The organism is Streptomyces sp. STR69 (genome assembly GCF_024519455.1).
Classification (GTDB): Bacteria; Actinomycetota; Actinomycetes; order Streptomycetales; family Streptomycetaceae; genus Streptomyces.
Map to the genome: position 1 here is coordinate 145,429 of NZ_JALJRY010000017.1, position 26,762 is coordinate 172,190.

Sequence of the window (26,762 nt, forward strand, 5' to 3'; positions counted from 1 at the left end):
CGCAGCCTCAACCGCCGCAGGCCACGCCGTGGTACCCCAGCAGCCGGACCCTGCGCCCGGTGGTCCCGTAGAACAACGCGCGCCCACCGTCGACGAGTTCGGGGTGTCCCCACCTGTACCTCTGGGCTTCCCCGGGGAACCGGGTCTCGGCGAGTTGCTCGCCGGTGTCCGAGGCTCCTACGACGAGGCTCTTGGGCCCGTAGGACCGGCCGCGCCAGGAAAGGAAGACGGCCGCGTCCTCGACAGTTCCTCCGGCCTGGCGGAGCAGCTCCCCCTCCCCTCCGCTCCAGATCTCGTCACCGCTACGGCCGTCCAGCGCCCGCAGCCGGCCCGCGCCCAGAATCACCCGCTCCGCCCGCACGACGAGCCCGTCGATCCGCTCGAACTCGTCCTCCCACAACGTCTCGCCGGTGAGCGCGTCGACGCCTGCGATCGATCCGCGTTCCTCGGGCGTGCCGTTCCACACGACGAAGGTCGAGTCACCGACGGCGACAACGGTGCACAGGGCACTCTCGCGGCGGGTCCAGCGCACCCTGCCGGTGGCCGCGTCCAGCCCGGTGAGCGCATCGGGCCCGGTCTCCTGCCGTGCGGGAAAAACGACCACGTCACCACCGACGGCCACATACGGCGGCCACACCTCCGCGACCTCGCGACTCCACCAGCGCACCCGCCCGCTGCCGGCATCGAGAGCGGCGACGCGCTCACCCGGCACGGACACGTACACCGTGTCGCCCTCCACAACCGGATGTCCCACCCCGGCGCCCTTGGCCCGCAACGTCCACAACCGCCGCTCCGCGTCCACCGCAACGCTCAACGGCACTCTGTCGTCGGCCACTTGTCCCCCCTGGGTCGGTGGCGATCGTGCGGGTCAGTATGAGATATCGGATGCTGCGGCCGACGCGGTCGACGCGGTCGGTGTCAGGGGGTGGGGTGAAAAAAAGTGTGACACTCTGTGCGAAAGTGGCACACTTCTGGGGGGCTACTCCCCTCCGGGACGCTCGCGCGGGTGACGTCAGGGGTGTGGCAGTCGGGGTTGCGTGACTGGTACGGGCCCGGAACCCCGATCGTCCAGCGGGTACGGGGTTACCGGCCCAACCGGCACGGAGAGATCAAACTGGTGCGCCGGCAACGGCGTCGCACCTGTGGCGGGGCTCGCTGATCAGGGTGGCACTCCGGCCGGGCGAGATCGTGCGCTTCGGTGTGTTGCGGCATGCGGTGGTGCCCTGCTCGGAGGTGAAGAGGCTGCACCTCGGCACGTCCCGGGCGGGCCTTCTCCTGGAGACCAACAGCGGGGAGAACGTCGACTTCGCATGGTTCGTCTCGTCGACGTGGGACGCGTTCTAGGACTTCTCCAGCATCTGCGACCACGCCATGCAGGCACGTGTGCGGGCGGAGTCGAAGGCCGGGTTGCTGCCGGGGCCGGCCAGGCTTCGGCGGCACTTCACCTGGTCGGTCGTTGCTGATCCGTTGACTGTCGGCGCCGTGTTCTTCGCCGGTATCGGCCTGTACCTGACGGCGCGTGGCTGACGGACCCGACCCCGGACCGTCAACGGGTGCAACGGCCGCCCACTTCGAACCACAGCAGCTTTCCGGCTCCCCGGTCCAACACCCCGCCGTCACCGATCGGCCAGCCGCCCCAGGAAGTGGCGTACGCCTGGATGAGATGGAGACCGCGGCCACTGTCGGCATCGGTTGCGGCGGGCGGGAGTTGTTCGCCGGGCCGCTTGCCGAAGGGGGCGGGGATGTGGGGGTTCGAGTCCCAGACGCCGACCCGCAGCCGCCCGCCTCCGAGCGCGGTGAGGCGGAGGGAGGCGGGACCCCTCGTGTGCTGGTACGCGTTGGTGACGAGTTCGGACGTCAACAGCTCGACCACGTCCAGGACTTCGGACATCCCGTGCCCGCCGAGGGCGGCCCGTACGGTCATACGTGCGACGCGTGCGGCTCGGGGGTCGTGGGGTAGGCGAAGGGCGTATACCCAGGTGGCGGGCGAGGATACGGTGACCATGGCTGGCTCCGGGAGGGGGTGATGGCCTCGGATTCGCTCAACGGCTGCGCCGGGCGGTGGCAGAGCCGTGGGTGCGGTGCGCTTCCGGCTTATGGGCGGGGGCAGTTGGGCGGGTACGGGACTACCGTAGAGCAGCTTGTTAGATGGTTCTAACTTTTTGAGCAAGAAGGCTCCAACCTTCACCCGTGTGAGGGAAGGCTGTGCCGTGTGACGGCCGGAAGGGAATGCTGTGCCGCCCACCAACAACCCGACGCTGCGCCAACGGCGACTCGGCAGTGAGCTGCGCAAGCTCCGCGAGCGGGCCGGGCTCACCGCCACGGGGGCCGCTGAGTTCCTGGGCGTCAACCAGGCGCGAGTGAGCATGATCGAGACCGGCCGTACGCCCGTGAGCGCCGACAAGATCCGCTCCATGGCCGACGTGTACGACTGCACGGACGATCAACTCGTCGACGCCTTGGCCGCGATGACCGGACGGCGAACCCGCGGCTGGTGGGAGGAGTATCGCGAACACCTGCCCGTCGCTCTGAACGACCTCGCCGAGCTGGAACACCACGCCGTCGCCATGCGGGTGGCACTCATCGTCCACATCCCGGCGCTGCTCCAGACCACGGACCACGCCCGCGCCCTGTTCCAGCAAGTGGCGCCGCCCATGCGGCAGTACGAGATCGAGTACCGGCTCACTCACCGCATCAAGCGGCAGGGCCTACTCCACCGCGAGAGCCCGCCCCCGTACACCGCGATCATTCACGAGGCAGCGCTCCGCATGGGATTCGGCGGCCCCGTCGTCAATCGCGGGCAGCTCAAGCACCTGACCGACATGAGCGAGCTGCCCCACGTCACCGTCAAGGTCGTCCCGTTCGGCGCGCCGCACTTTCCCACGACGGGCCAGTCCATCGACTACGTCACAGGCCCCGTGCCGCAACTCGACACCATCCAACTGGACACCCACTACGGGGCCTGCGAATTCCTGGACGCGGAAGCACAGTTGAGTAAGTACCGTGCAGTGCTGGACAGTATGGAGGCCTGCGCACTCGGTCCTGTCGAGTCGCGGGACTTCATCCACCGCCTCACCCGGGACATCTGAAAGAGACGACCGTGCACAGCACCGAATGGCAGAAGTCCACCTACAGCGGCGACGGTTCGAACTGCGTCTACGTCTCCGCCGACCCGACAGGCACCGTCCGCCTCCGTGAGAGCGACACCCCGGAAGTCATCCTGACGACCACAACCGAGCGTCTACGACACCTGATACGCGCCCTCAAATCCCCGCAGTGAGGAGCCCAACTGTGTCCAACAGCCCCTGGCAGAAGTCCACCTACAGCGGCGACGCCTCCAACTGCGTCTACGTCTCCGCCGACCCCACAGGCACCGTCCGCCTCCGCGAGAGCGACGCCCCCAACACGATCCTCACCACCACAGCCGAAGGCCTAAGGCACCTGGTCGACACCCTCAAGTCCCCCGCCGCCGACTCCCCCCACCACTAACCCCGTTGGGCCACAACCTCGGCCCCCGCTTCGCCGCAATGTCCTCGATCCACCCGAACGCCAGGATCGCCACCGCGATGAGCGGCCAGATCAGCAGGAACATCAGGAACGTGTCCGCCTTGTCGAGCAACGAAGTCGCCGCGTCGCTCTCCATGAACGGCAGGTTGTACAGCTGGTCGATGATCGGGACCGTGGCCATGATGAGGAGGTTGTGCCACAGGTAGATCGTGACGGCACGGTTGTTGGAGAGGGTCACCAGCTTGTCCCAGCGGGCCAGGCGGCCCGGCAACTCCTGCCAGGACGGGGCGTACTGGAGCAGGATCACCACGATCCCGAAGGACCACGTCGCCTGCGCCAGCGGAATGTCGTTCAAGTCCCAGCCGTCCGGGCCCAGATGACCCGACGCCCACCACAGGCCGAAGCCCATGATCACGGTCGCGCCCGACACCGCGAGGTAGCGCGGGACCTGCTTCAACACCCCCTCGTGGTGCGCGAAGCCCAGGACCCAACAGCCCCCGTACACCGCGAAGTCCGACACCGCGTTGCCCGTCTCGCCGGGGATGGTCACCAGGCCCGTACCGACAACTGCCGTCAGCAGCAAGGGCGCCAGCAACGTCGCCCACGGCACCCGCCGGAACGCCCACAGCAACAGCGGTGACGCGATCACGAACCACAGATACGCCCGCAGGTACCACAGCGGCCCCGCCGCCTGGTCCGCCCACGTGCTCTCCAACAGGCCCGATTCGGAACCCAGATGCTCGGGGTACGGCGGCGCGCCGAACGGCACGATGTAGTCGAAGACCTTCGCCGCGCCCCACCAAGTACCGCCCAGGTCAGGGTCCTTGAGCGGGTTCCAGCCCATCGCGAACGTCAGCACCAGCACCACCGCGCTGAACGCCCAGAGCGGGGGCAGCAGTCGCCGTAGCCGACCCCTGATCACGCCCAGCGCCGGACGGTTCAGCGAGCGGGCCATCAGCGAACCCGCGAGCGCGAACATCACGCCCATGGAAGGGAACAGGACCGACAGCCAGGCCCAGCCGAAGAGGTGGTAGACGACCACCCGGACCAGGGCGATCGAGCGGAGGAGGTCGAGATAGCGGTCCCGGCCGCCGCCGCCCGGCTTGGCGGTCTTCGCCGGCTCCGGCGCCAACTCCGTTTCCTGCTGCCGCTGTTGGGGAATCCCGTAGGCCGGCGTCGACTCGGGGCCCGTACCCGTCCCCGCCGGGTATCCGTGTCCGTGCGTCATGCGACCGGCCTCCGATCGTCACTGCCACTGCGGCTGCCGCTGCGCTGGGTCGGTACCGGACCGCCGGGCGCCTCCACAACTCCCGTGCGCCGCAGCTTCTGCCAGCGCAGGCGGCCTCCGGTGAGCGCGGTGATCCAGGACTGGAGCAGTACGACGTACATGAGTTGGCGGTAGAGGATCTGCTGGAGCGGCAGCGAGACGAGGTGGGTCATGCGTTCGCGGTCCAGGCGGAAGGCGTACGCCGCGCAGAACGCCTGGATGGCGAGGACGCCCAGCCAGGCCAGGAACGTCTTCTCCGTCGGGCCGAACACCAGGCCGTAGAGCAGGAATACGTCGATCAGCGGGGCCAGGATGGGCGCCACGACCATGAACAGGGCCACCAGCGGGAGGCCTACGCGGCCGAAGCGGCCGGACGGGCCGCGGTCGAGCAGCGCGCCCCTGTGCTTCCAGATCGCCTGCATCGTGCCGTACGACCACCGGTAGCGCTGGGACCACAACTGCTGGACCGTCTCCGGGGCTTCCGTCCACGCGCGGGCCTTCTCGGCGTAGACGACGCGCCAGCCGTCGCGGTGCATCGCCATCGTGATGTCGGTGTCCTCGGCGAGCGTGTCGTCGCTCATGCCGCCGACCCGCTGCAGCGCGCTTCTCCTGAAGGCCCCCACGGCGCCCGGGATCGTCGGCATACAGCGGAGGACGTCGTACATCCGGCGGTCGAGGTTGAAGCCCATCACGTACTCGATGTGCTGCCAGGCGCCGATGAGCGAATCCCGGTTGCCCACCTTCGCGTTGCCGGCGACGGCGCCGACGCGCGGGTCGCCGAAGGGCTGCACCAACTCCCGTACGGTGGCCGGTTCGAAGACCGTGTCGCCGTCCATCATCACGATGAGGTCGTGACTGGCGTTCGCCAGGCCGCGGTTGAGGGCGGCCGGCTTGCCCGCGTTGATCTGGCGTACGACCCGGACGTTCGGCAGGGACATCTCTTCCACGATTCTCGCCGTGCCGTCCGCCGAGCCGTCGTCGACGACGATCACCTCGACGGGATGCTCGCTCGCCATCAGTGAACGGACCGTGTTCTCAATGCACTTGGCCTCGTTGTACGCCGGGACGAGGACCGTGACCGGTTCGGTGACCGGCGGGCCCCAGGCGAAGTTCTTACGGCGCACCCGGCGGGCGTGGATCACGGAGAGCAGGAGCATCAGCCCGAAGCGGGCGATGACCAGGGACCCGGTGATCGCCAGCCCGACCACCAGGATGTCGGTGATGTTGTCCGAGGCCTGGACCAGGAAGATCCACGCCTTGCCCTTCCACAGGTTCACGCCGGTCACCGGGGTGAGCGCGCTGCGGGCGCCGAGCGCCTGGGTGAGGTTGTCGAACTCGTAGCCCTTGGCCTGCATCTCCGGCAGGAACTTGTCCAGCGCCTGCACGGTCTGGTGCCGGTCGCCGCCCGAGTCGTGCATGAGCACGATCGCGCCCTTGCCGTCGCGCGGGGTGGCGTTGCTGATGATCTTCGCGACGCCGGGCTTCTGCCAGTCCTCGCTGTCCGTGTTGTTGACGGCGGTGAGGTAGCCGCGGGTGCCGATGTACTCGGTCACCGGCCAGGACAGGTTGTCCATCGCGTCGGCGGAGGAGGAGTACGGCGGCCGGAACAGCGACGTCCGGATGCCGGCCGCGCCGGTGATCGCGAGCTGGGTCTGCGACAGCTCCCAGTCGATGCGCTTCTTGGACTGGAAGGAGAGGTCGGGGTGGCTGAAGGTGTGCACGCCGACCTCGTTGCCCTCGTCCACGATGCGTTTGACCAGCTCCGGGTAGCGCGAGGTCATGGTGCCGGTGACGAAGAAGACGGCGTGCGCGTGGTGCTTCTTGAGCACGTCCAGGACCTTGGGGGTCCAGGTCGGGTCGGGGCCGTCGTCGAAGGTGAGGACGATGTCGTGGTCCGGCACGTCCAGGCTGGTGGTACGGCCGCTGCGGGTGTCGATGACCGGGCCGCCGTCGAGGATCTTCTCCGGCACCTTGTCGGACGCCGCCTCGGGGCGGATGCGGTGGTCGGCGAGGATCTCGCTGTGCACATAGCCGCGCAGCATCAGCATCGCCAGCATCGCGACGAGAAGCAGCATGGGCAGCAGGAACCGCATGGACAGGCGGCGGCGCCGGGAGCCGCGGGCCGCTTTGGGTATGCCTCCGTGACGGCCGCCCGGGGCCGTGTTCGTGGCTGCGGGGCGGCGGTTGTGCGATGCCATCAGACGATGTGCTCCGGGGTCGTGGACGGTGCCGGTGCGGGCGCCGGTTCGGCGGGCGCGGCCGGCCCCTGCGCCACGGGCGACGGGCTGCCCGGGCCGTCGGCGACCGTGCCGGTGCCTCCGCTCACGGTCGGGCTCGGCGTCGGCGAGACCGGGGCGCTCGTACCGCCCGTGGGCGTGCTCGGGCCGGACGACGGGGTCTCCTGCGGATGCGAGGGCTGTACGACCGGATTGCTCACGGTCCCGCCGGCCGGCGCCAGCGCGCTCTTGGTGGCGGACGGCTTGGGAGACGCGGACGTGGTCGCCTTGCTGCCAGGCGCCTTGGACGCGCCGGTCGCGCTCGCACTGGCGCCCGGCGACGGTGTCGTACCGTCACTCGCCGTGGGAATGTTCCCCGGCGCCACGCTGCCGCTGCCGCCGGACGGCCGGCCCGACTCGGCGGGCAGCGGCGAGGTGTCGACCTTGCCCGCGGGCGGGTCGTCCTTCTGGCCCGGTACCGGGAGCCAGGGCGCGTCGGAGCTGCCGGACAGCAGGGTGACGACGATGACGACGGCGTAGACCGCGCAGGCGATGCCGATGGCCATGCCGATCCGGCGGTACCTACGGCTGCGGCGGCCGGACGCGTCGACGAAGACGGGCCCGTCCGATCCGTCGTGACCGGCGCCCTTCGCCCCCGGATCGGCCAACTCATCGGCGGGGCCGTCCAGTTGGACGGTCACCTCGTCGGGGTCGTTGGCCGCGGGCACGGCCCAGGGATCGGCCAGGGCACCTGAGGGACCGATGGGCGGACCGACGGGCGGATCTGTGAGCGACCCTGCCGGTCCCCTACGTACTCCCTTGGGCACGACGGGCCAGGACGACCCCGGTGGTCCGGACGACTCGGCCGGCTCGGTCCGTATACGGCCGCCATGACCGGCACGGCTCCCGTGACCGCCATGGCCGGCGCGACCACCGTGACGGCCATGCCGGCCGCCCTCCAGGATCTCCGATCCCCCGGCCGCTCCGGCTGCCCCGGTCATTCGGGCCGCTCCGGTCTCCGGGAACGCCTGGGCCTCTCCGCCTACGACCGGTACTTCTCTGGTCGCGGATGCAGCCTGGGGCCACTCCGGTTGGGCTTCTTCTCGCCACTTTTCCACGCGCACGCACATCCCCCCACGGAACTGTTCCGGGTGCGCAGACGACCCTGAGCACACGCCGTCGAACCGGGCCCCCACCCGGTCCACGCGCCCCCCTTACCACACCGCGCTCAGGCCCCCGAAGGTAGCGCAACGCGACCTCGCATGTGCCGGGATGCGTAATTTCTACGTCTTTAGCATGTCCACGTCCATGGCCGGAATCCATCCATCAACGGGCCGACGAAGCCACCCCTCGGCGGCACCGATCTCCGCCGCAGCCCGTCGAAGCGCGTCGAATCCGGGGTGCACCAGCCCCTTTCGCCACACGAGCGACACGGGGGACAAGGGCACCGGCTTCACCAGGCGCCGCAGCACGGTCCGACGCATGGCCGGAAAGTCCACCACGACAAGAATCGGGTTCCGTGTCCGGCCCATCACCCGTTCGAATTCCTCTTCCCCTACGGCCATCGGTGCGGGCGCCGCAACCTCGATGTCACGCCCCTCGAACAACCGCCGCGCGAGATCCGTCCACTCCGGGGTACGCGGATTCCCGGCCCCCGCGTACACGGCCTCCCCCTTGAGCGCGTCCACCGGCACCTCCGCGAGCGACGCCAGCCGATGGTCCTCGGGCAGTACGACCGCCATCGGCTCGTACCGCACGAGTTGATGATCGAGCCCGGCCCGCAGCGCCCGGTCGAGCCCGGCGAACCTCCCGAACGACACGTCGAGCCGCCCCGCCAGCAACTCCCCCGCGGCTCCCGTCAGTCCACTCTCGTAGCGGGCCATCAGCTCCTGCTCCGGGGCGAGTTCACGGGCCCGGTGCAGCACCCGGCGCCCGGTGCCAAGGCCTGGCGAGTTCAGATCCACGAGCAGGGGCCGGGCCTGCCGGAACGCGGCGAGCAACTCGTCCTGCGCGGCCAACACCTGCCGGGCATACGGCACCAGCCGCGCACCGTCCGCCGTCAACGTCACCTGTCGGGTGGTCCGCACGAACAGCTCGGCCCCCAACTCCCGCTCCAGCCGCCGCACATCACGACTCAGCGCCTGCTGGGCGACGTACAGGCGCGTGGCGGCACGGGTGAAGTGCAGTTCCTCGGCGACGGCGAGAAAGGCGCGGAGGAGACGGGGGTCCACGTGAGCCGGTGTCCAGGGCATCCGGCGAACCTACAACGCAGGTGCGTGAATCGGCGCGGAACAGGTGTTGGACCCCTTGATCGTCCGGGGGTGACGGTGGGAGACATGTACCGCCACCTCTTCTCCCTCCCCGGCACCCGCGCCTTCACCGCCGGGAACCTGATCGCCCGCCTCCCCGCGGGCATGTTCAGCGTGAGCGCGGTCGTGATGATCGCCGGTTCACGGGGTTCGTACGCCCTCGCCGGCGCCGTCACCGCGACCGGCCTCGCGGCGACAGCGCTCACCGGCCCGTGGATCGCGCGCCTGACCGACCGCCACGGCCAGTCCCGAACGGCCGTACCCGCAACGGTGGTTGCGGTCCTCGGCTCGGTGGCCCTCCTCCTCTGCGTGCGCTACGGCGCCCCCGACTGGACCCTGTTCGCCGCGTACGCGGCCACCGCCACGACCCCCAACACCGGCGGCATGTCCCGCGCCCGCTGGGCCCATCTGCTCGCCGGCGACACCGAGGCCCTGCACACCGCGAACTCCTTCGAGCAGGCGGCCGACGAGCTGTGCTTCATGCTGGGCCCGGCGCTGGCGGCCTTCCTGAGCGGCACGTTCTTCCCGGAGGCGGGCACGCTGACCGGATCGGTGCTCCTGCTCACCGGCATCCTGATCTTCACGGCACAGCGTTCGACGGAGCCACCGCCGAGCCCGACCCCGAGGGGCGGTCCGCCCTTGCGCGTACCCGGCATCCCTCCCCTCCTCGCCGGTTTCGTGGCGACGGGCGGGGTGTTCGGTTCGATGGAGGTCGCCACGCTCGCTTACGCGAACGCGGCGGGTCACCGTGCAACTGGCGGTGCGGTGCTGGCGCTCCAGGCGGCCGGCTCGTGCGCGGCGGGTCTGCTGTACGGGAGGCTGAAACCGACGGGGGCGCCGGAACTCCGCCTGCGGTGGTGCCTGTTGGCGATGAGCGCCCTGATGACCCTGCCCCTGCTGGCAGCCGCCACGCTGGGCTCGCTACCCGCGTTGGCGGCAACCTTGCTGCTGGCAGGCATGGCAACGGCCCCGACGATGGTCACCGCGATGACCTTGCTCCAACACCGCACGCCGGAGGGCCGGTTGAACGAGGGCATGAGCCTGGCGGTGACGGGCTTGCTGCTGGGAATCGCGTGCGGTTCGGCGGCAGCGGGTTGGACAACGGACCATGCCTCACCAACGTCGGCGTTCTGGCTGCCAGTTGCGTCAGCAACAACGGCCCTCGTCATTGCAGCACCGGGAAGGGCAGTTCTTTAAGGGGCGCGGGGCTGTATCGATTTGCGGCTCCGCCGCGTGGGCGCGCCCAGCCACAACGGCGAGCAACTTTCATCGAACCGCTTGCGCCAATCTCCGCCTAACCCATTGACGCACCAGCACCGCCTACATACGTTCCTCCATCGAAGCGCTTCGACACCCATCCGACTCCCCCGGAGGCCCTGGATGTTGACGACCCGAAGGCGAACGATGACGGCCGCAGTGATCGTGACGGGAGCCCTGCTGCTCACGTCCTGCGGCAACTCGGACAGCGGTAGCTCAGACGGCAAGACCCTGAAGCTCTGGCACTACGAGGGCCCCGACAGTGCGATGGGCGTGGCCTGGAACGAGGCCATCAAGGAGTTCAAGGCCCAACACCCGGGCGTCAAGGTGAAGTTCGAGGAGAAGGGCTTCGAGCAGATCCAGAAGACGGCCCCGATGGTCCTCAACTCCTCGGACGCGCCGGACGTCATGGAGTACAACAAGGGCAACGCGACCGCCGGCCTGCTTTCCAAGCAAGGCCTGCTGACCGATCTCACCGCCGAGGCCAAGGCACGCGGCTGGGACAAGAAGATCCCCACGAGCGTCGGCACGACCGACCTGTACGACACCAACGGAGTGATGGGCTCCGGCAAGTGGTACGGCGTGACCGACTACGGCGAGTACACGATGGTCTACTACAACAAGGACCTCTTCAAGAAGTACAAGATCGCCGAGCCGAAGACGTTCGACGAACTCACCGCCGCCATGGACCAGTTCGTGGCGAAGGGCGTCACCCCGCTCGCCAACGCGGGCGCCGAGTACCCGGCCCAGCAGTACCTCTACCAGCTCGCGCTGTCGAAGGCCGACCGCGCCTGGGTCGACAAGTACGAGCTGTACAAGGGCAAGACGGACTTCCACGATCCGGCCTGGACCTACGCGGCGACCACCTTCGCCGACTGGGTGAAGAAGGGCTACATCGCCAAGACCTCCAGCTCCACCAAGGCCGAGGACGCCGGTGTCTCCTGGATCCAGGGCAAGACGCCGATCCTGTTCTCCGGCAGCTGGTGGTACGGCCGCTTCCAGACGGAGGCCAAGTTCGACTGGGACACGGCCCTTTGGCCCGGCTCCAACCTCACCCTCGGCTCCGGCGGCAACATCTGGGTCGTCCCCAAGGGCGCCAAGAACAAGCAACTCGCCTACGACTTCATCGACATCACCCTGTCGAAGAAGATCCAGAACCTGATGGGCAACAAGGGCGGCATCCCGGTCGCGGCCGACACCTCCGCGATCACCGACCCCAAGTCCAAGGAACTCATCGCCAACTTCAACACCCTCACGGCCCGTGACGGCCTGGCCTTCTACCCGGACTGGCCGGTCCCCGGCTTCTACGACGTCCTCGTCTCCGAGACCCAGAAGCTGATCACGAGCAGCGAGAAACCGGACGCCTATCTCAGCAACCTGCAGAAGGCGTACGACAAGGGCGTTCCGTCGACATGACGGTCACCGTCGAGAAGGGCGCGCGGGCCGGCAACAGGCACCACACCACCGGCCCGCGCCGCCCGCGCCCCCGCAACTCGTACGCCCTGTTCCTCCTCCCCGGCGGCCTCGCCGCGCTCACCGTGATCGTCGTCCCGTTCCTGATGAACACGGCCGTGAGCTTCACGAACTGGCAGGGCATCGGCGACCCCAAGTGGACCGGGCTCGCCAACTACCGTGACCTGCTGGACGATTCGGAGTTCTGGGCGTCCTTCCGGCACAGCCTGTTCATGGTCGTGGCGATGGCCGCCGTACCGACGCTGATCGGACTGGTCCTCGCCGCCGCCCTGTTCGACTACATCGCCAAACACTTCGGCACTCGCATCGCGGCCGTCCTCCGCGCCTGCTTCTACCTCCCGCAGGTGCTCCCGATCGCCGTCGCAGGCATCGTCTGGAGCTGGATCCTCTCCCCCGACAACGGCTCCCTCAACACCCTTCTGAAAGCAGTGGGGTTGGGCTCCTGGCAGCAGGACTGGCTCGGCGACCCGGACATCGCGCTCTACAGCGTCATGGGCGTCATGGTCTGGGTCCAACTCGGCTTCCCGCTCGTGGTGTTCATGGCCGGGCTGCAACGCGTCGACCCGCAGCTCTACGAGGCCGCCGAACTGGACGGCGCCGGCTGGTGGCGCCGCTTCTGGCACATCACGCTGCCGCAGATCCGCCCCGAGATCTACGTCGTCCTCACCTGGTGCACGATCGCCGCGCTCAAGGTGTTCGGCGCGGTGTACGTCCTGACGAAGGGCGGACCGGGCGGCGCGACCGACGTCCCCTCCTACTTCTCCTTCACCACGTTCTTCGAGAAGACCCAGGTCGGCTACGGCGCCGCGATCTCCACGGTGTTGACCGTGATCATCCTGGTGCTCTCCCTCGCCTTCCTCAAACTCCAGACCCGCGCGGAGGACGCCGAGGAAGGGACCCGAGCATGACCACCACCCTGCGCCGCTACCCGGTGCTCATCGCCCTGTGCATCGCCGCCCTCTTCATGGTCGTCCCGTTCCTGATCGTCCTGATCAACGCCGTGAAGTCACCGGCCGAGTACTCCGAACACGGCCCGCTCAGCCTCCCCAAGGGCCTCTACCTGGACGGCCTCAAGGACTTCTGGCAGCGCGTCGACTACGGCCAGAAACTCTTCAACTCGGTGCTGATCAGCGGCTCGGTGGCCGTCCTCGCCGCCGCGCTCTCGGTCCTCAACGCGTACGCGATCGGCATCGGCCGTATCCGGGGCCGCACTTGGGTCCTGGCCTTCTTCGTCCTCGCCAACATGCTGCCGCAGGAGGCGCTGGTCTATCCGATCTACTACCTGAGCAAGCAAGTCGGCCTGTACGACACGAGGTTGAGCGTCATCATCGTCTTCACGGTGATCCAGGCGGCGTTCGGCACGTATCTCCTCTCCTCCGTGCTCAGCCAGTTCCCCCGCGAGATCCTTGAGGCGGCCCGGATCGACGGTGCCAACAAGTGGCAGGTGCTGTGGCGGATCGTGGTCCCGGTCAGCCGTCCCACCATCGGCGTCCTGCTGGTCTTCTTCTTCATCTGGACCTGGAACGAGTTCCTGCTCCCCCTGGTCATGCTGATCTCCAACGACAACCAGACCGTGTCGGTGGCCCTCGGCGTCCTCCAGGGCCAGCGTCTGATGGACGCCACGATGACCAACGCGGCTGCTCTGCTGGGTGTGTTGCCCGCCATCGTCTTCTTCCTCGTCTTCCAGCGGACCCTCACGCGCGGTATCGCCGTGGGTGCCGTCAAGTAGTAAGGGGACCCCCACGTGAAGTTCACCGACGGCTACTGGCTGCTGCGCGAGGGCGTCACCGCCGCCCACCCGGTCGAAGTGCTCGATGTCACCGCTCCGGACAGCGCGTTGGAGATCCACGCGCCGACCGTCCCCATCCGCCACCGCGGCGACCTGCTGAAGGGACCGGTCGTGACGATCAGCGCCCACGCCCCGATGCCCGACGTCATCGGCGTCACCTTCACCCACTTCGAGGGCGAGCAGCCGCGCGGCCCCCAATTCGAGGTGCACAAGAGCGTCCGGGGGTCTGGGGGATGTCCCCCAGAAAAGCACAGCGCCGTCCACACGTCCTACGACGACGAGCGCGCGACGCTCACCTCCGGCGCCCTGTCGGTCCAGGTGGCGCGCACCGGCCCCTGGCATGTCGACTTCCTCGCCCACGGCCGGACCCTGACCAGCAGCGGCCCCAAAGGCATGGGCATCATGCGGGACGCGACCGGCGCCCACTATCTGCGCGAGCAGCTGGGGCTCCAAGTGGGCACGTCCGTCTACGGACTCGGCGAACGCTTCGGCCCACTCGTCAAGAACGGCCAGGTCGTCGACATGTGGAACGCCGACGGCGGCACCGCCACCGAACAGGCCTACAAGAACGTCCCCTTCTACCTCACCGACGCGGGCTACGGCGTCTTCGTCGACCACCCCGGCCGGGTCTCCTTCGAGGTCGGCTCGGAGGCGGTCTCCCGGGTCCAGTTCAGCGTGGAGAGCCAGCAGTTGACGTACTACGTCATCTACGGCCCGACCCCGAAGGACATCCTCCGCAAGTACTCCGCCCTCACCGGCCGCCCGGCCCTCCCGCCCGCCTGGTCGTTCGGGCTGTGGCTGTCGACGTCGTTCACCACCTCCTACGACGAGGAGACGGTGACGTCGTTCATCGAGGGCATGCGGGAGCGTGAACTCCCGCTCTCCGTCTTCCACTTCGACTGCTTCTGGATGCGCGAGTTCAACTGGTGCGACTTCCAGTGGGATCCGCGGGTCTTCCCCGACCCGGAGGGCATGCTCGCCCGGCTGAAGGACCGCGGGCTGCACATCTGTGTCTGGATCAACCCGTACATCGCGCAGCGCTCACCGCTCTTCGCCGAGGGCAAGGCGCTCGGGCATCTGCTGCGCCGTCCGGACGGCAGTGTCTGGCAGTGGGACCTGTGGCAACCCGGCATGGCCCTGGTCGACTTCACCAGCCCGGCCGCCCGCGACTGGTACGCCGGAAAGCTGGAGGCGCTCCTCTCGCAGGGCGTCGACTGCTTCAAGACCGACTTCGGCGAGCGGGTCCCGGTCGACGTCGCCTACGCGGACGGCGCGGACCCCGAGCGGATGCACAACTACTACACCTACCTCTACAACCGCACGGTCTTCGACGTCCTGCGCAAACACCGGGGCGAGGGCGAGGCCGTCGTGTTCGCCCGCTCGGCCACAACAGGCAGCCAGAAGTACCCCGTTCACTGGGGCGGCGACTGCGAGGCGACGTACGAGTCGATGGCCGAGTCGCTGCGCGGCGGGCTGTCGCTGGGCCTGTCCGGCTTCGGCTACTGGAGCCACGACATCGGCGGCTTCGAGGGCACCCCGACCCCGGCCCTCTTCAAACGCTGGCTGGCCTTCGGCCTGTTGTCGTCCCACAGCCGTCTGCACGGCAGTTCCTCGTACCGGGTCCCGTGGCTCTTCGACGAGGAATCCGTGGACGTACTAAGGCAGTTCACCCGCCTGAAGCTGAGCCTCATGCCGTATCTCTACGAGACCGCGCGCACCGCCTCCGCCGAGGGCGTGGCGATGATGCGGGCGATGGTGCTGGAGTTCCCGGACGACCCCGGGTGCGCGCACCTGGAACGGCAGTACATGCTCGGGAGCGATCTGCTGGTCGCGCCCGTGTTCAGCGACGACGGGGACGTCTCGTACTACGTCCCCGAGGGCACCTGGACCCACTACCTCACCGGCCGCACGGTCACCGGGCCGCGCTGGGTGCGCGAGAAGCACGGGTTCGACAGCGTGCCGCTCCTCGTCCGGCCCGGCGCGGTGATCCCGGTCGGCGCGGTGGACGACCGGCCCGACTACGACTTCGCCGACGGCGTCACCCTGCGGGCGTACGGCCTGGAGCGGGGCGCGCAGGTGACGGTGCCGGTCGGCGACGTGACCTTCACCGTCGTACGGGAAGGGGACACGCTCCGGGCGTCGTGCAGTGACCCGTCCGTGGCGTGGGCGCTGGCCGCCGGGAAGCGGTCGAAGTCGGGCAGCGGGTTCCTGACCCTGGAGCTGGGCTGATGGTGAAGATCACCGATGTGGCCCGGCACGCGGGGGTCTCCCCCAGCACCGTGTCGTACGCGCTGAGCGGGAAGCGTCCGATCTCGGAGGAGACCCGGCAGCGCGTCGAGGCGTCCATCCGCGAGCTGGGCTACCGGCCGCACGCCGGCGCCCGCGCCCTGGCCAGCAGCCGTTCCAACGTGCTGGCCCTCGTCATCCCCTTACGGACCGGCATCCATGTGCCCGTGGTCATGCAGTTCGCGATGTCGGTGGCGACCACGGCCCGGCGCCACGACCACGATGTGCTGCTGCTCACCCAGGAGGAGGGCGAGGAGGGTCTGCGGCGGGTCGCGGACACGGCACTCGTGGACGCGATGATCGTGATGGACGTCCAACTGAGCGACCCCCGGCTGCCGTTGCTCCGCTCCCTGGACCGGCCGTCCGTGCTGATCGGCTTCCCGGCCGAGGCCGACGGGCTGACCTGTATCGACCTCGACTTCAAGGCGGCCGGTGAGCTGTGCGTGGAACGGCTCGCGGGGCTCGGGCACCGGGTCGTCGCCCTCGTCGGGTCACCGCCCGAGGTGTACGTCCGCCGAACCGCCTTCGCCCAGCGGGTCGTTCAGGGCTTCACGGCCGCCGCGCACCGCAACGGGCTCACCTCCTGCGTCCACCCCTGTGAGCCGGCGCCCGCCGCGGCAGCGGCCGTGGCCGAGCAACTGCTGCGCGATCAGCCCGCGTTGACCGGAGTCGTCGTCCACAACGAACCGCTCCTCGAACCCCTCATCGACGCCTTCGAGCAGCTCGGCCTGCGCGTCCCCCGCGATCTCTCGATCACCGCGATCTGTCCCGACGAACTCGCCGAGTCCGTACGCGTCCCGGTCACGTCGGTCGCGCTGCCCGCCGCCGAACTCGGCTCCGGGGCAGTGGAGTTGCTGATGAGGAAACTGGGCGGCAAGACCGTGCCCGACGCCACGCTGCTCGCACCCCGGCTGACGGAACGCGCGAGCACGGCACCGCGCAACGTGCCCTGATCTCACCACCGTTGGAGCAAGGCCCTACGTGAAGGAGCCGCGACATGAAAGGCACGAGAAGAAGACACAGAACCATGCTCGCCGTGGCGTTCGCCCTGATCGTCGGTCTGGGAGCGACGGTCCCGGCGACGGCCGACACCCCGTACCCCTTCCGCGACCCGACTCTCCCCGTCAGCAAGCGTGTGGACGACCTACTGGGCCGGCTGACCCTCGACGAGAAGATCTCCCTTCTCCACCAGTACGAGCCCGCGATCCCTCGCCTCGGCATCCAGTCCTTCCGCACCGGCACCGAGGCACTGCACGGCGTCGCCTGGCTCGGCAAGGCCACCGTCTTCCCGCAGGCGATCGGACTCGCCTCCACCTGGGACCCGGCGCTGATGGAGCAGGTCGGCTCGGCGGTCGGCGACGAGGCCCGCGGCTTCCAGCAACAGCGCCCGGACGGCTGGGGGTTGAACCTCTGGGCCCCGGTGGTGAATTTGTTGCGCGACCCGCGCTGGGGCCGCAACGAGGAGGGCTACAGCGAGGACCCCGAACTGACCGGTGCCCTGGCCACGGCCTACGGCGAGGGCCTGACCGGCGGCGACCCGGACCACCTCAAGACGGCCCCCACCCTCAAGCACTACCTCGGCTACAACAACGAGGTCGACCGCGCGACCACCTCCTCCGATCTGCGCCCACGGGTGGAGAAGGAGTACGACGAGGCCGCGTTCAAACCGGCGATCACGGCGGACGCGGCCACGGGCGTGATGACGTCGTACAACCTGGTCAACGGCCGTCCCGCCACGGTGAATCCGGACCTGGACGCAGTCGTGCGAAAGTGGACCGGACAGGACCTGCTGAACGTCACCGACGCCTTCGCCCCCGGCAACATCGTCACTCCCCAGCAGTACTACCCCACGATCGCCGAGGGTGACGCGGCGGCGCTCAAGGCGGGCGTCGACAGTTTCACGGACAACAGCGCGGACCCGGGCCCGACGACCGCGGCGATCAACTCGGCGCTGCAGCAAGGCCTGTTGAAGGTGTCGGACATCGACAGCGCGGTGTCGGACATCCTCTCCGTCCGCGTCCGGCTCGGCGAGTTCGACCCGGGCGGCGGCAAGTACGGCTCGATCGACGCATCGGTCATCGACAGCCCGGCGCATCGCCAACTGGCGCGCAAAGCGGCGGCCGAGGGGACGGTACTGCTCAAGAAAAGTGTGTCACTTCCGCTCAAAACGACACAGAAAAACGTAGCAGTGGTCGGCCCCCTCGCCGACACGCTCTACACCGACTGGTACTCGGGCACACTCCCCTACGCCGTCACCCCGGCACAGGGCATCGCCTCGAAACTCGGCACCGCGGTGGCCACCAGCGAAGGAGTGGACCGCATCGCGCTGCGCGACACGGCGACCGGCAAATACGTCACGGCCGGCACCGGCGACACAGGCGCACCCCTCACGGAGACCACGGAAACCGCCACGCCCGCCGCCCAGTTCGACGCCTTCGACTGGGGCTCGGGCATCGTCACCCTGCGCTCCGCGGCCAACGGCAAGTACGTCGGCTACAACTGGTCGAACTTCGTCAACGACCAGACGCAGCCCAACGGTTGGTACGTCCAGCAGCAGTTCAAGCTGGAACAGCAGGACGACGGCACGTACTTGCTGAGATACGCGGGCTACGAGACGGCCGAGTCCTGGTGGTCGAGCCCGGTCTACCTCGGCCCGACCGACGCGAACGGCACCCTGGGCCTGGTACCCAAGGACCAGGCGGCGCACTACACGAAGGACGTGGTCCGCAACGGCATCGACGACGCCGTGACTGCGGTGAAGGGCAAGGACACGGCGGTCGTCGTCATCGGCTCGATGCCGTCGATCAACGGCCGCGAGGCCCACGACCGCACGGACATGTCCCTGGCCCCCTCGCAGGAAGCCCTGGTCAAGGCGGTCCACCAGGCCAACCCGAAGACGGTCGTGATCGTCGAGAACAGCTACCCCACCACGCTGGGTGCCGTACAGAAGGAAGTCCCGGCCCTCCTCTGGACCTCCCACGCCGGCCAGGAGACGGGCAACGCCCTCGCCGACGTCCTCTACGGCGACGTCAACCCGTCCGGCCGCCTCACCCAGACCTGGTACCAGTCGTCCTCGGACCTCCCGTCGATCCTCGACTACGACATCATCAAGTCCGACCGCACCTACCAGTACTTCCAGGGCACCCCGCTCTACCCCTTCGGCTACGGCCTCTCGTACACGACCTTCCGCTACGGCACCCTGAAACCCGTCGCCGGCGGCTACGAGGTCCCGGTCACCAACACCGGCACACGAGCGGGCGACGAGGTCGTCCAGCTCTACACGCACCAGCGCACGTCCCGCGACAAGGAACCCCTGAAACAGTTGAAGGCTTTCCAGCGGGTATCACTCAAACCGGGCGAGACGAAAACGGTCCGCCTGAAGCTCCGGCAGCAGGACCTGGCCCACTGGGACGTCACGCGCTCGAAATGGGTCGTGGAATCCGGCACGTACGACGTCATGGCCGGAGCGTCGTCGGCGGACATCCGAGCCCGTACGACCTGGCAGGTCCACGGGGAGACGATCCCGCCCCGGAACCTGTCCCGAACGACCCGCGCCGAGAACTTCGACGACTACTCCGCCGTCCACCTCGTCGACGAGTCCAAGGCGAGCGGCACGGCGGTGGGCGCGGCGGCGGACGGCGCATGGCTGAAGTTCGCGGACACCCAACTGGGCGCGGGCGCAACGAAGTTCACCGCCCGGGTGGCGGGAACGGCACCCGGCACGATCGAGGTCCGGCTCGATTCCCCGACGGGCAGGCTGGTGGGGACGGTTCACACGGCGGCGACTCCGTCGTCGTACGACTACGAGACGGTGGCCGCCGATCTGTCGGGCGCGACGAAAGGCCGTACGGACGTCTGTCTGGTCCTGAGCGACGGCCTGCGAATATCGACCTTCACTGTTCGGTGAGGTGACAGGAAAAAGCCCCCGCTGCCGAAGCAGCGGGGGCTTTACCGCTGTGCTAAATCACAAACATGGGATGAGTGGAGATGGCGGGAATCGAACCCGCGTCCACCGGTGCTGAATCAGGGCTTCTCCGTGTGCAGTTCGCTGTGATTTTCTCGGCCCCGGTGATCACGCGAACAAGTCGCCGACGGGCCCAGTCACTGTTTGATTTCCCATCGAACCCCGTGACCGGGCTCGATGGTTTAGTCCCCTAGATTATGCCAGGATCCGGGTCGGGAACACTCCCGGGCTGACACCCGTTAAGGGCCTTCACTCACTGCTTATTAGGCAGCGAGGGCGAAGGCGCGGGAATCGCTGTTGGAATTGGCGATTATTGGTTGCGACATATGGTTAACGAGATCATTGCCGCTTCCTCGACACGCTTCCCCTGCTTCGACATCCGCTGTCGAAACCGATCATCCCCATGTTGTTTTTTCAATCTACTGCTGCGCCCGCTGTGGGGTGCAGTAGCCATCGTACGTGACCAACGCACGCCGATGCCACCGTATTCCCCGTGGCTACTCGCCGCGCTGCTTGCGCTTCGCCGCCGCGATCGCGCGGTCCGACTCCCGGCGGTCCTGCTTCTCGCGCAGGGTCTGCCGCTTGTCGTACTCCTTCTTGCCTCGCGCGAGCGCGATCTCGGCCTTTGCCCGGCCGTCCTTGAAGTACAGGGCGAGGGGCACGATCGTGTGACCCGTCTCCTGGGTCTTGGACTCCAGCTTGTCGATCTCCTCGCGGTGCAGCAGCAGCTTGCGCTTGCGGCGCACGGAGTGGTTGGTCCAGGTGCCCTGGTGGTACTCGGGGATGTGGGCGTTGTGCAGCCACGCCTCGCCCCCGTCGATCTGGACGAAGCCGTCGGTCAGCGAGGTCCGGCCCTCACGCAGCGACTTGACCTCGGTGCCGGAGAGGACGATCCCGGCCTCGTAGGTGTCGATGATCGCGTAGTCGTGCCGGGCCTTCTTGTTCTGGGCGACGATCTTGCGCTTGCCGCCCTTCTCGCCGTCCCTGGCCTTGCCGACGGTCCCGCCGCCCTGCTTGGGCTGGGACTCCTTGGGTACGTACATTCCCTTGCTCATAGTGCTCCCCATTTTCGCACCACAAGGGGGCCGGAGGGAAAGGCGATTACGAACGGCGCCGGCCGACGGCTACGAAGCGTCCCCGAGCCCGCTCAACACCGTCTCCGCCCGCTCCACGGCGGCCTGTCCCTGCGCGGTGACATCGAGGTCGGGGGTGATGCCCCGGCCGTCGACGGTGTGGCCGGAGGGGGTGCGGTAGTGGCCGACGGTGAGTTCGGCGACTACTCCGTCGGGCAGTTGGCTCGGCATCTGGACCGAGCCCTTGCCGAAGGTCCTGGAGCCCACGACGACCGCGCGACCGCGGTCCTGGAGGGCGCCGGTGAGCATCTCGGCCGCGCTCATCGTGCCGCCGTCGACGAGCGCGACCAGCGGTCTGGTGGTGTCGCCGCCGGTCGCCGCGTGCAGGACCTGCTGCCGGCCGTCTACGTCGTACGTGGCGACGAGGCCGCCGTCGAGGAAGGCGGAGGCGGTGGTGACGGCCTCGGCGACCAGGCCGCCGGAGTTGCCGCGCAGGTCGAGGATGAACCCGGAGTCGGCGGGGGCCTGGCGGACGGCGGTGCGGACGATGTCGCCGACGCCCTTGGTGAACGCGGAGATCTTGATGACGGTGACCTCGCCGGCGGGTCTGGTGACGGTCACGGAGTCGGTGGAGAGGCGGGCGCGCCGTACGGTCTCGCTCCACGCGTGCGTGCCGCGCTCCAGGCCGAGGGTGACGGTGGTGCCGGCGGCGGCGTCCTGGGCGTCGCCGCGCAGTAAGGACACGACCTCGGTGACGGGCTGTCCGTCGACGTTCTCGCCGTCGACGGTGCGCAGCCGGTCGCCCTTGCGGACGCCCGCGGTGGCGGCGGGCGACCCGGACTGCACCTTGGTCACCTCGATCCGGCCGTCGCGCTCCCGGCGGGCCCAGAGCCCGACGCCGGTGTACTGGCCGTCGAGGGCCTGCTCGAACTCCTCGTACTCCCCTTGGGAGTACACGGCGCCCCAGCGGTCCCCGCTGCGGCTGACGGCGCGTTCGGCGGCCTCCATGGGCGACTTGCCGTCGGCCTTGGCCTCGGCGGCGGCCTTCGCGACCTCCTCCGTACGGCCGAGGGGCGCCGAACGGGCCGTACCGGACGCCGATTTCCGGTCGGGGCGGTCGGATTCGTCGAACGACCCGGTCGCCGCGCCGGCGACGAGCACGCTCGCGAACACCAATGTCAGGGCGGCCCCGCGGCGGATGCGGCGGGGCTGACAGAACAGGTCGCGGCCTGACATGGCGGTGAGTCTAGGACAACGGGAAGGGCCGCACGGGCGGTTGCCCGTACGGCCCTCTTGGCATGCGTCACACCTTCAGGTACTTGCGCAGCGCGAAAAACGCTGCCAGCGCAGGCATCAGGAGGCTCGTCGCGAGGATGAGCGGGAGCTTCGTCAGGACGGCGTCCCAGCCGATGAAGTTGATCAGATTGAGCTTGTGGGACAGGTCCAGGCCGTGGTCGATGATGAAGTACCGGCCGACCACCAGGAATCCGCAGGCGACCGTGCCGCCGATGAGACCGGCGACGGCGGCCTCCATGATGAACGGGGCCTGGATGTAGAAGCCGGACGCGCCGACCAGCCGCATGATGCCGGTCTCACGGCGACGGCTGAACGCCGAGACGCGCACCGTGTTGACGATCAGCATCAGGGCGACGACGAGCATGAGGGCCATGACCGCGCGGGCGGCCCAGTTCATGCCGTTCAGGAGGCCGAAGAGGTTGTCCAGGATGCCCTTCTGGTCCTGCACCGACTGGACACCACCGCGGCCGTCGAAGGCCGTCGCGATGACCTGGTACTTCTCCGGGTCCTTGAGCTTGATGCGGTACGACTCCTGCATCTGGTCCGGAGTGAGGGAACTGGCCAGCGGGGAGTCGCCGAACTGCTGCTTGTAGTGCTTGTACGCCTCGTCCTGCGACTCGTACGTGACCTTCTGGACGACCGACGACATCTTGTCGAGGTCGGAGACGATCTGCTTCTTCTGGTCGTCGGTCACCGCGCCCTTGGCGCAGTTGGGGTCGGACTCGGCGTCGCTCTTGTTGCAGAGGAAGATCGAGACGTTGACCTTGTCGTACCAGTAGCCCTTCATCGTGGTGACCTGGTCGCTCATCAGGAGCGAGCCGCCGAAGAGGGCCAGGGACAGGGCTACGGAGACGACGACCGCGAAGGTCATCGTCAGGTTGCGGCGGAGACCGACACCGATCTCGGACAGTACGAACTGGGCGCGCATGGCGGCTTCTTCAGGCCTTTCCGTGGACGGACATCAGACGGCGGTCGGTCGGCGATCAGCGAGGGTCAGTGCTGGTAGCCGTAGACGCCACGCGCCTGGTCACGGACGAGACGGCCGCCCTCCAGCTCGATGACGCGCTTGCGCATCTGGTCCACGATGTTCTGGTCGTGCGTCGCCATCACCACGGTGGTGCCCGTCCGGTTGATGCGGTCGAGCAGCTTCATGATGCCGACGGAGGTCTGCGGGTCGAGGTTGCCGGTGGGCTCGTCCGCGATGAGGAGCTTGGGCCGGTTCACGAAGGCTCTCGCGATGGCCACGCGCTGCTGCTCACCACCGGAGAGTTCACCGGGCCGCCGGTCCTCCTTGCCGCCGAGGCCGACGAGGTCGAGCACCTGGGGCACGGACTTGCGGATCTCGCCCTTGGACTTGCCGATGACCTCCTGCGCGAAGGCCACGTTCTCGGCGACCGTCTTGTTGGGCAGCAGGCGGAAGTCCTGGAAGACGGTCCCCAGCTGGCGGCGCATCTGCGGCACCTTCCAGTTGGAGATGCGGGCGAGGTCCTTGCCCAGCACGTGCACCTGGCCCTGGCTGCACCGCTCCTCGCGGAGGACCAGCCTCAGGAAGGTGGACTTTCCGGAGCCCGAGGACCCCACGAGGAACACGAACTCGCCCTTCTCCACTTCCAGGGAGACGTCCCTGAGAGCGGGGCGGGTCTGCTTGGGGTAGACCTTGGAGACACTGTCGAATCGGATCACGGGTGCACCACGGGTAGCCGGGGGTAGGTGAGCGTGACCATACGCGACCCGGGTGGGCCCGCGCAGTCGCCCTCCGGGGTTGTGCGAGGCTTGCACGTTTTGTCGCGGATTTGAAGGGCTGGAACGCGCGGGGTCGGGGCAGGATAAGGCGAGCCGCGCCGAATCCCGCGGAACCTGGCACAGTGGAGGGGGAACGTTCTGGTTTCCCTGGGCGTTGTGTCTGTGAAAGCCGGTGCAAGGAGGGCGAGCGCATGACGTACGACCGGTTGGTGTGCGCGAACTGCGCGGCGCCCGTGAACGAGGGCCGCTGTCCCGTCTGCCGCGCGAATCGTCAGCGGCTGCAGCAGGAGAACCCGTGGGGCAATCTCAATCCCATGGCGTTGATTGCCCTGCTCGCGGTGCTGATCGCGGCGCTGGCGCTGGTGGCGCACCAGACCGCGTAGGCGGCCTGGACAAGGACACGCAGAAGGGCCCGGAGCGACAAGCTCCGGGCCCTTCGTCGTACGGCGTGCGCACGGTCCGTACGGGGACGGCTACCGTCAGGCGACCGTGCCGTTGCGGCCGTTCCCGAGGCGCGGGAGGACGCGGAAGGCGATGCCGCCGGCGATCATCGTCGCGGCGCCGATCAGCAGGAACGCGGTCTGGCCGGCACCGGTCTCGGCCAGCTCGTCACCGCTGCCCTGGGCCGAGGTGTCGGAACCGGTGTCGGTGAGGGCGGAGGTACCGGCTTCCTGGGCGGAGGAGCCGCCGTCGGGGTCGGTGTTGTTGCCGCCGGTGGAGCCGGAGCCGCTGGTGCTGCCGTCCGACGGGCTGTCGGTGGGCTCGTCCGTCGGCTCGGTGGGGTTGTCGGTGGGCTCGGTCGGCTCGTCGCTGGGAGGCGCCGACGTCGGCGGCTCGGAGGACGGGGGCTCCGAGGTCGGCGGCTCCGAGGTCGGGGGCTCGCTCGTGTTCGGAGCGGTCGGGATCACCGAGTCGGTCGGGGACGGGGAGTCCGTCCCGTCGCCGGGTGCGTCGTCGGTGGTGGTAGTGGCGCTCAGCGTCACGCCCAGGTCGAGCGCCGATGCGGCACCCGCGGCGGTCAGCGAGGCGCCGGCGGCGATGATCGCGCCTGCCGCTATTCGCGCGACACGGATCCGCGTCTTCTTCGTCATTAGGTTGCTACCCCCATGTAGCTCGTCGTCAGTGGTGCGTCGGTGTCCGGGGCCGTGATCGACAGGGGTAGCGGCTGGCGAAAGCTCGACTCCCCCGGTTCACATGCGCCCCGGAGACACGCATGCCACGCTTTACCCTTCCCATTTTTCACAGCAACGTCAAGGCCGTTGCGAGCGCAATGTCCAACTACGGGTTCTTTGCTGGGGGATGGAACCTGTGAGTGTGATGCAAAACCCAGACATCGAAGAGCAAGACGGGAAAGCAAAAGGCAACTGCCGCCCGCCGGGCGGCAGTTGCCTTGTCGACAAACTTACTTCTCCTGCTGCTTGCGCCAGCGAATTCCGGCCTCCAGGAAGCCGTCGATCTCGCCGTTGAACACGCCCTCGGGGTTGCCCACTTCGTACTCGGTGCGCAGGTCCTTGACCATCTGGTACGGGTGCAGGACGTACGAACGCATCTGGTTGCCCCAGGAGTTGCCGCCGTCGCCCTTGAGGGCGTCCATCCGGGCCTGCTCCTCCTGGCGGCGGCGCTCCAGCAGCTTGGCCTGGAGCACGTTCATCGCGCTGGCCTTGTTCTGGATCTGCGAGCGCTCGTTCTGGCAGGAGACGACGATGCCGGTGGGCAGGTGGGTCAGACGGACCGCGGAGTCGGTGGTGTTGACGCCCTGGCCGCCGGGCCCGGAGGAGCGGTACACGTCGACGCGCAGCTCGGACTCGTCGATCTCGATGTGGTCGGTCTGCTCGACGACCGGCAGGATCTCGACACCGGCGAAGGAGGTCTGACGGCGCCCCTGGTTGTCGAAGGGCGAGATCCGGACCAGCCGGTGCGTGCCCTGCTCGACGGAGAGCGTGCCGTAGGCGTACGGGACGTGCACGGCGAAGGTGGTCGACTTGATGCCGGCTTCTTCGGCGTACGACGTCTCGTAGAGCTCCGTCTTGTAGCCGTGGCGCTCGGCCCAGCGCAGGTACATGCGCTGGAGCTTCTCGGCGAAGTCGGAGGCGTCGACGCCGCCGGCCTCCGCGCGGATGGTGACGACGGCCTCGCGGGAGTCGTACTCGCCGGAGAGAAGGGTGCGGACCTCCATCTCGTCCAGCGCCTTCTTGACGGCGGTCAGCTCGTGCTCCGCCTCGGCGAGGGTGTCCGGGTCGTCCTCCTCCTCGGCCATCTCGAAGAGGACAGAGAGGTCGTCGATCCGGCCGCGCAGGGCCTCGGTCTTGCGGATCTCGGCCTGGAGGTGGCTCAGCTTGCTGGTGACCTTCTGCGCCGCCTCCGGGTCGTCCCACAGGGAGGGCGCTGCCGCCTGCTCCTCAAGGACGACGACATCTGCCCTCAGCTTGTCCAGGTCCAGGACGGCCTCGATCGACTCCATGGTCGAGGAGAGGGACTTGAGCTCTTCGGAAACATCGACGACTGCCACGCCTCCAGCGTAACGGCTCCGCCAAGCGGGGAGCGCCGGGCCTGCGACAGCTGGACGTCACCGGGGCTCCGCC

The 26,762-nt window shown here is 68.5% G+C and carries 25 protein-coding genes and 1 other RNA gene; 13 read left to right on the forward strand and 13 right to left on the reverse strand.

Annotation, left to right across the window (positions count from 1 at the left end):
• Positions 1-7 precede the first annotated feature (7 nt).
• Positions 8-835, reverse strand: coding sequence for a PQQ-binding-like beta-propeller repeat protein (locus OC490_RS29820; protein WP_262061104.1), 828 nt, complete (start codon positions 833-835; stop codon positions 8-10).
• Positions 836-1,164: 329 nt separating this feature from the next.
• On the opposite strand from OC490_RS29820, the gene OC490_RS29825 reads away from it, so the two are divergent.
• Positions 1,165-1,344, forward strand: coding sequence for a hypothetical protein (locus OC490_RS29825; RefSeq protein WP_262061105.1), 180 nt, complete (start codon positions 1,165-1,167; stop codon positions 1,342-1,344).
• Positions 1,345-1,371: 27 nt separating this feature from the next.
• Positions 1,372-1,527 (forward strand): hypothetical protein, encoded by a 156-nt coding sequence (locus OC490_RS29830; RefSeq protein ID WP_262061106.1) that lies wholly within the window; start codon positions 1,372-1,374, stop codon positions 1,525-1,527.
• A 19-nt stretch (positions 1,528-1,546) separates the two neighbouring features.
• Here the strand turns inward: OC490_RS29830 and OC490_RS29835 are convergent, their stop codons facing one another.
• Complete coding sequence (locus OC490_RS29835; RefSeq protein WP_262061107.1) at positions 1,547-2,005, reverse strand: ATP-binding protein; 459 nt, start codon at positions 2,003-2,005, stop codon at positions 1,547-1,549.
• Between the two features lie 229 nt (positions 2,006-2,234).
• Here OC490_RS29835 and OC490_RS29840 point away from each other — a divergent pair, with 229 nt between their 5' ends.
• From OC490_RS29840 to OC490_RS29850, 3 genes are read left to right on the forward strand one after another with little or no spacing between them, the layout of a single operon-like run.
• Positions 2,235-3,089: a helix-turn-helix domain-containing protein gene (locus OC490_RS29840; RefSeq protein WP_262061108.1), complete on the forward strand. Its 855-nt coding sequence runs from the start codon at positions 2,235-2,237 to the stop codon at positions 3,087-3,089.
• An 11-nt stretch (positions 3,090-3,100) separates the two neighbouring features.
• Positions 3,101-3,280: a DUF397 domain-containing protein gene (locus OC490_RS29845; RefSeq protein WP_262061109.1), complete on the forward strand. Its 180-nt coding sequence runs from the start codon at positions 3,101-3,103 to the stop codon at positions 3,278-3,280.
• Positions 3,281-3,291: 11 nt separating this feature from the next.
• Positions 3,292-3,489 (forward strand): DUF397 domain-containing protein, encoded by a 198-nt coding sequence (locus tag OC490_RS29850; RefSeq protein WP_262061110.1) that lies wholly within the window; start codon positions 3,292-3,294, stop codon positions 3,487-3,489.
• Here OC490_RS29850 and OC490_RS29855 read toward each other — a convergent pair.
• The 4 genes from OC490_RS29855 to OC490_RS29870 form a co-directional block, all read right to left on the reverse strand.
• A complete protein-coding gene (locus OC490_RS29855; protein WP_262061111.1) occupies positions 3,455-4,735 on the reverse strand; it encodes an acyltransferase family protein in 1,281 nt (426 codons plus the stop codon). The two genes, OC490_RS29850 and OC490_RS29855, sit on opposite strands and share 35 nt — an antisense overlap.
• Positions 4,732-6,972 carry a glycosyltransferase gene (locus tag OC490_RS29860; RefSeq protein ID WP_410099130.1) on the reverse strand — a complete coding sequence of 747 codons (2,241 nt, stop codon included), beginning with the start codon at positions 6,970-6,972 and terminating at the stop codon, positions 4,732-4,734. The genes OC490_RS29855 and OC490_RS29860 overlap by 4 nt, the downstream gene beginning before the upstream one ends.
• Positions 6,972-7,718: a hypothetical protein gene (locus OC490_RS29865; protein ID WP_262061112.1), complete on the reverse strand. Its 747-nt coding sequence runs from the start codon at positions 7,716-7,718 to the stop codon at positions 6,972-6,974. The genes OC490_RS29860 and OC490_RS29865 overlap by 1 nt, the downstream gene beginning before the upstream one ends.
• 555 nt (positions 7,719-8,273) lie before the next feature.
• Positions 8,274-9,242 (reverse strand): LysR family transcriptional regulator, encoded by a 969-nt coding sequence (locus OC490_RS29870; RefSeq protein ID WP_262061113.1) that lies wholly within the window; start codon positions 9,240-9,242, stop codon positions 8,274-8,276.
• Between the two features lie 84 nt (positions 9,243-9,326).
• Between OC490_RS29870 and OC490_RS29875 the strand changes: the two genes are divergently transcribed.
• The 7 genes from OC490_RS29875 to OC490_RS29905 all read left to right on the forward strand — a co-directional run bounded on the left by OC490_RS29875 (position 9,327) and on the right by OC490_RS29905 (position 20,011).
• Positions 9,327-10,496 carry an MFS transporter gene (locus OC490_RS29875; protein WP_262061114.1) on the forward strand — a complete coding sequence of 390 codons (1,170 nt, stop codon included), beginning with the start codon at positions 9,327-9,329 and terminating at the stop codon, positions 10,494-10,496.
• Positions 10,497-10,703: 207 nt separating this feature from the next.
• Entirely contained in the window at positions 10,704-11,972 is a 1,269-nt protein-coding gene (locus OC490_RS29880; RefSeq protein WP_262061115.1) for an ABC transporter substrate-binding protein, read from the forward strand.
• Positions 11,969-12,937 (forward strand): carbohydrate ABC transporter permease, encoded by a 969-nt coding sequence (locus tag OC490_RS29885; protein WP_262061116.1) that lies wholly within the window; start codon positions 11,969-11,971, stop codon positions 12,935-12,937. Before OC490_RS29880 ends, OC490_RS29885 begins: the two co-directional genes overlap by 4 nt.
• On the forward strand, positions 12,934-13,758 hold the full coding sequence (locus tag OC490_RS29890) for a carbohydrate ABC transporter permease (RefSeq protein ID WP_262061117.1): 825 nt from the start codon (positions 12,934-12,936) through the stop codon (positions 13,756-13,758). The genes OC490_RS29885 and OC490_RS29890 overlap by 4 nt, the downstream gene beginning before the upstream one ends.
• A gap of 15 nt (positions 13,759-13,773) precedes the next feature.
• Positions 13,774-16,047 (forward strand): alpha-xylosidase, encoded by a 2,274-nt coding sequence (yicI, locus tag OC490_RS29895; RefSeq protein ID WP_262061118.1) that lies wholly within the window; start codon positions 13,774-13,776, stop codon positions 16,045-16,047.
• Complete coding sequence (locus OC490_RS29900; protein ID WP_262061119.1) at positions 16,047-17,057, forward strand: LacI family DNA-binding transcriptional regulator; 1,011 nt, start codon at positions 16,047-16,049, stop codon at positions 17,055-17,057. The genes yicI and OC490_RS29900 overlap by 1 nt, the downstream gene beginning before the upstream one ends.
• A gap of 44 nt (positions 17,058-17,101) precedes the next feature.
• Positions 17,102-20,011, forward strand: coding sequence for a glycoside hydrolase family 3 protein (locus OC490_RS29905; protein ID WP_262061120.1), 2,910 nt, complete (start codon positions 17,102-17,104; stop codon positions 20,009-20,011).
• A gap of 72 nt (positions 20,012-20,083) precedes the next feature.
• On the opposite strand, the gene ssrA is transcribed toward OC490_RS29905, so the two are convergent.
• The 5 genes from ssrA to ftsE all read right to left on the reverse strand — a co-directional run bounded on the left by ssrA (position 20,084) and on the right by ftsE (position 24,120).
• Positions 20,084-20,471, reverse strand: a transfer-messenger RNA (tmRNA) gene (gene ssrA / locus OC490_RS29910).
• Between the two features lie 94 nt (positions 20,472-20,565).
• A complete protein-coding gene (gene smpB, locus OC490_RS29915; protein WP_262061174.1) occupies positions 20,566-21,111 on the reverse strand; it encodes an SsrA-binding protein SmpB in 546 nt (181 codons plus the stop codon).
• A gap of 81 nt (positions 21,112-21,192) precedes the next feature.
• Positions 21,193-22,377: a S41 family peptidase gene (locus OC490_RS29920; RefSeq protein WP_262061121.1), complete on the reverse strand. Its 1,185-nt coding sequence runs from the start codon at positions 22,375-22,377 to the stop codon at positions 21,193-21,195.
• A gap of 67 nt (positions 22,378-22,444) precedes the next feature.
• On the reverse strand, positions 22,445-23,365 hold the full coding sequence (gene ftsX / locus OC490_RS29925; RefSeq protein ID WP_262061122.1) for a permease-like cell division protein FtsX: 921 nt from the start codon (positions 23,363-23,365) through the stop codon (positions 22,445-22,447).
• Positions 23,366-23,430: 65 nt separating this feature from the next.
• A complete protein-coding gene (gene ftsE / locus OC490_RS29930; RefSeq protein WP_019065989.1) occupies positions 23,431-24,120 on the reverse strand; it encodes a cell division ATP-binding protein FtsE in 690 nt (229 codons plus the stop codon).
• Positions 24,121-24,371: 251 nt separating this feature from the next.
• Here ftsE and OC490_RS29935 point away from each other — a divergent pair, with 251 nt between their 5' ends.
• Positions 24,372-24,563 (forward strand): hypothetical protein, encoded by a 192-nt coding sequence (locus OC490_RS29935; protein WP_262061123.1) that lies wholly within the window; start codon positions 24,372-24,374, stop codon positions 24,561-24,563.
• A gap of 96 nt (positions 24,564-24,659) precedes the next feature.
• Here the strand turns inward: OC490_RS29935 and OC490_RS29940 are convergent, their stop codons facing one another.
• Together OC490_RS29940 and prfB are read right to left on the reverse strand one after the other, a co-directional pair.
• Positions 24,660-25,271: a hypothetical protein gene (locus OC490_RS29940; RefSeq protein WP_262061124.1), complete on the reverse strand. Its 612-nt coding sequence runs from the start codon at positions 25,269-25,271 to the stop codon at positions 24,660-24,662.
• A 311-nt stretch (positions 25,272-25,582) separates the two neighbouring features.
• Positions 25,583-26,689, reverse strand: a complete 1,107-nt coding sequence (prfB, locus tag OC490_RS29945; protein ID WP_262061125.1) for a peptide chain release factor 2 — start codon at positions 26,687-26,689, stop codon at positions 25,583-25,585.
• Positions 26,690-26,762: the final 73 nt, after the last annotated feature.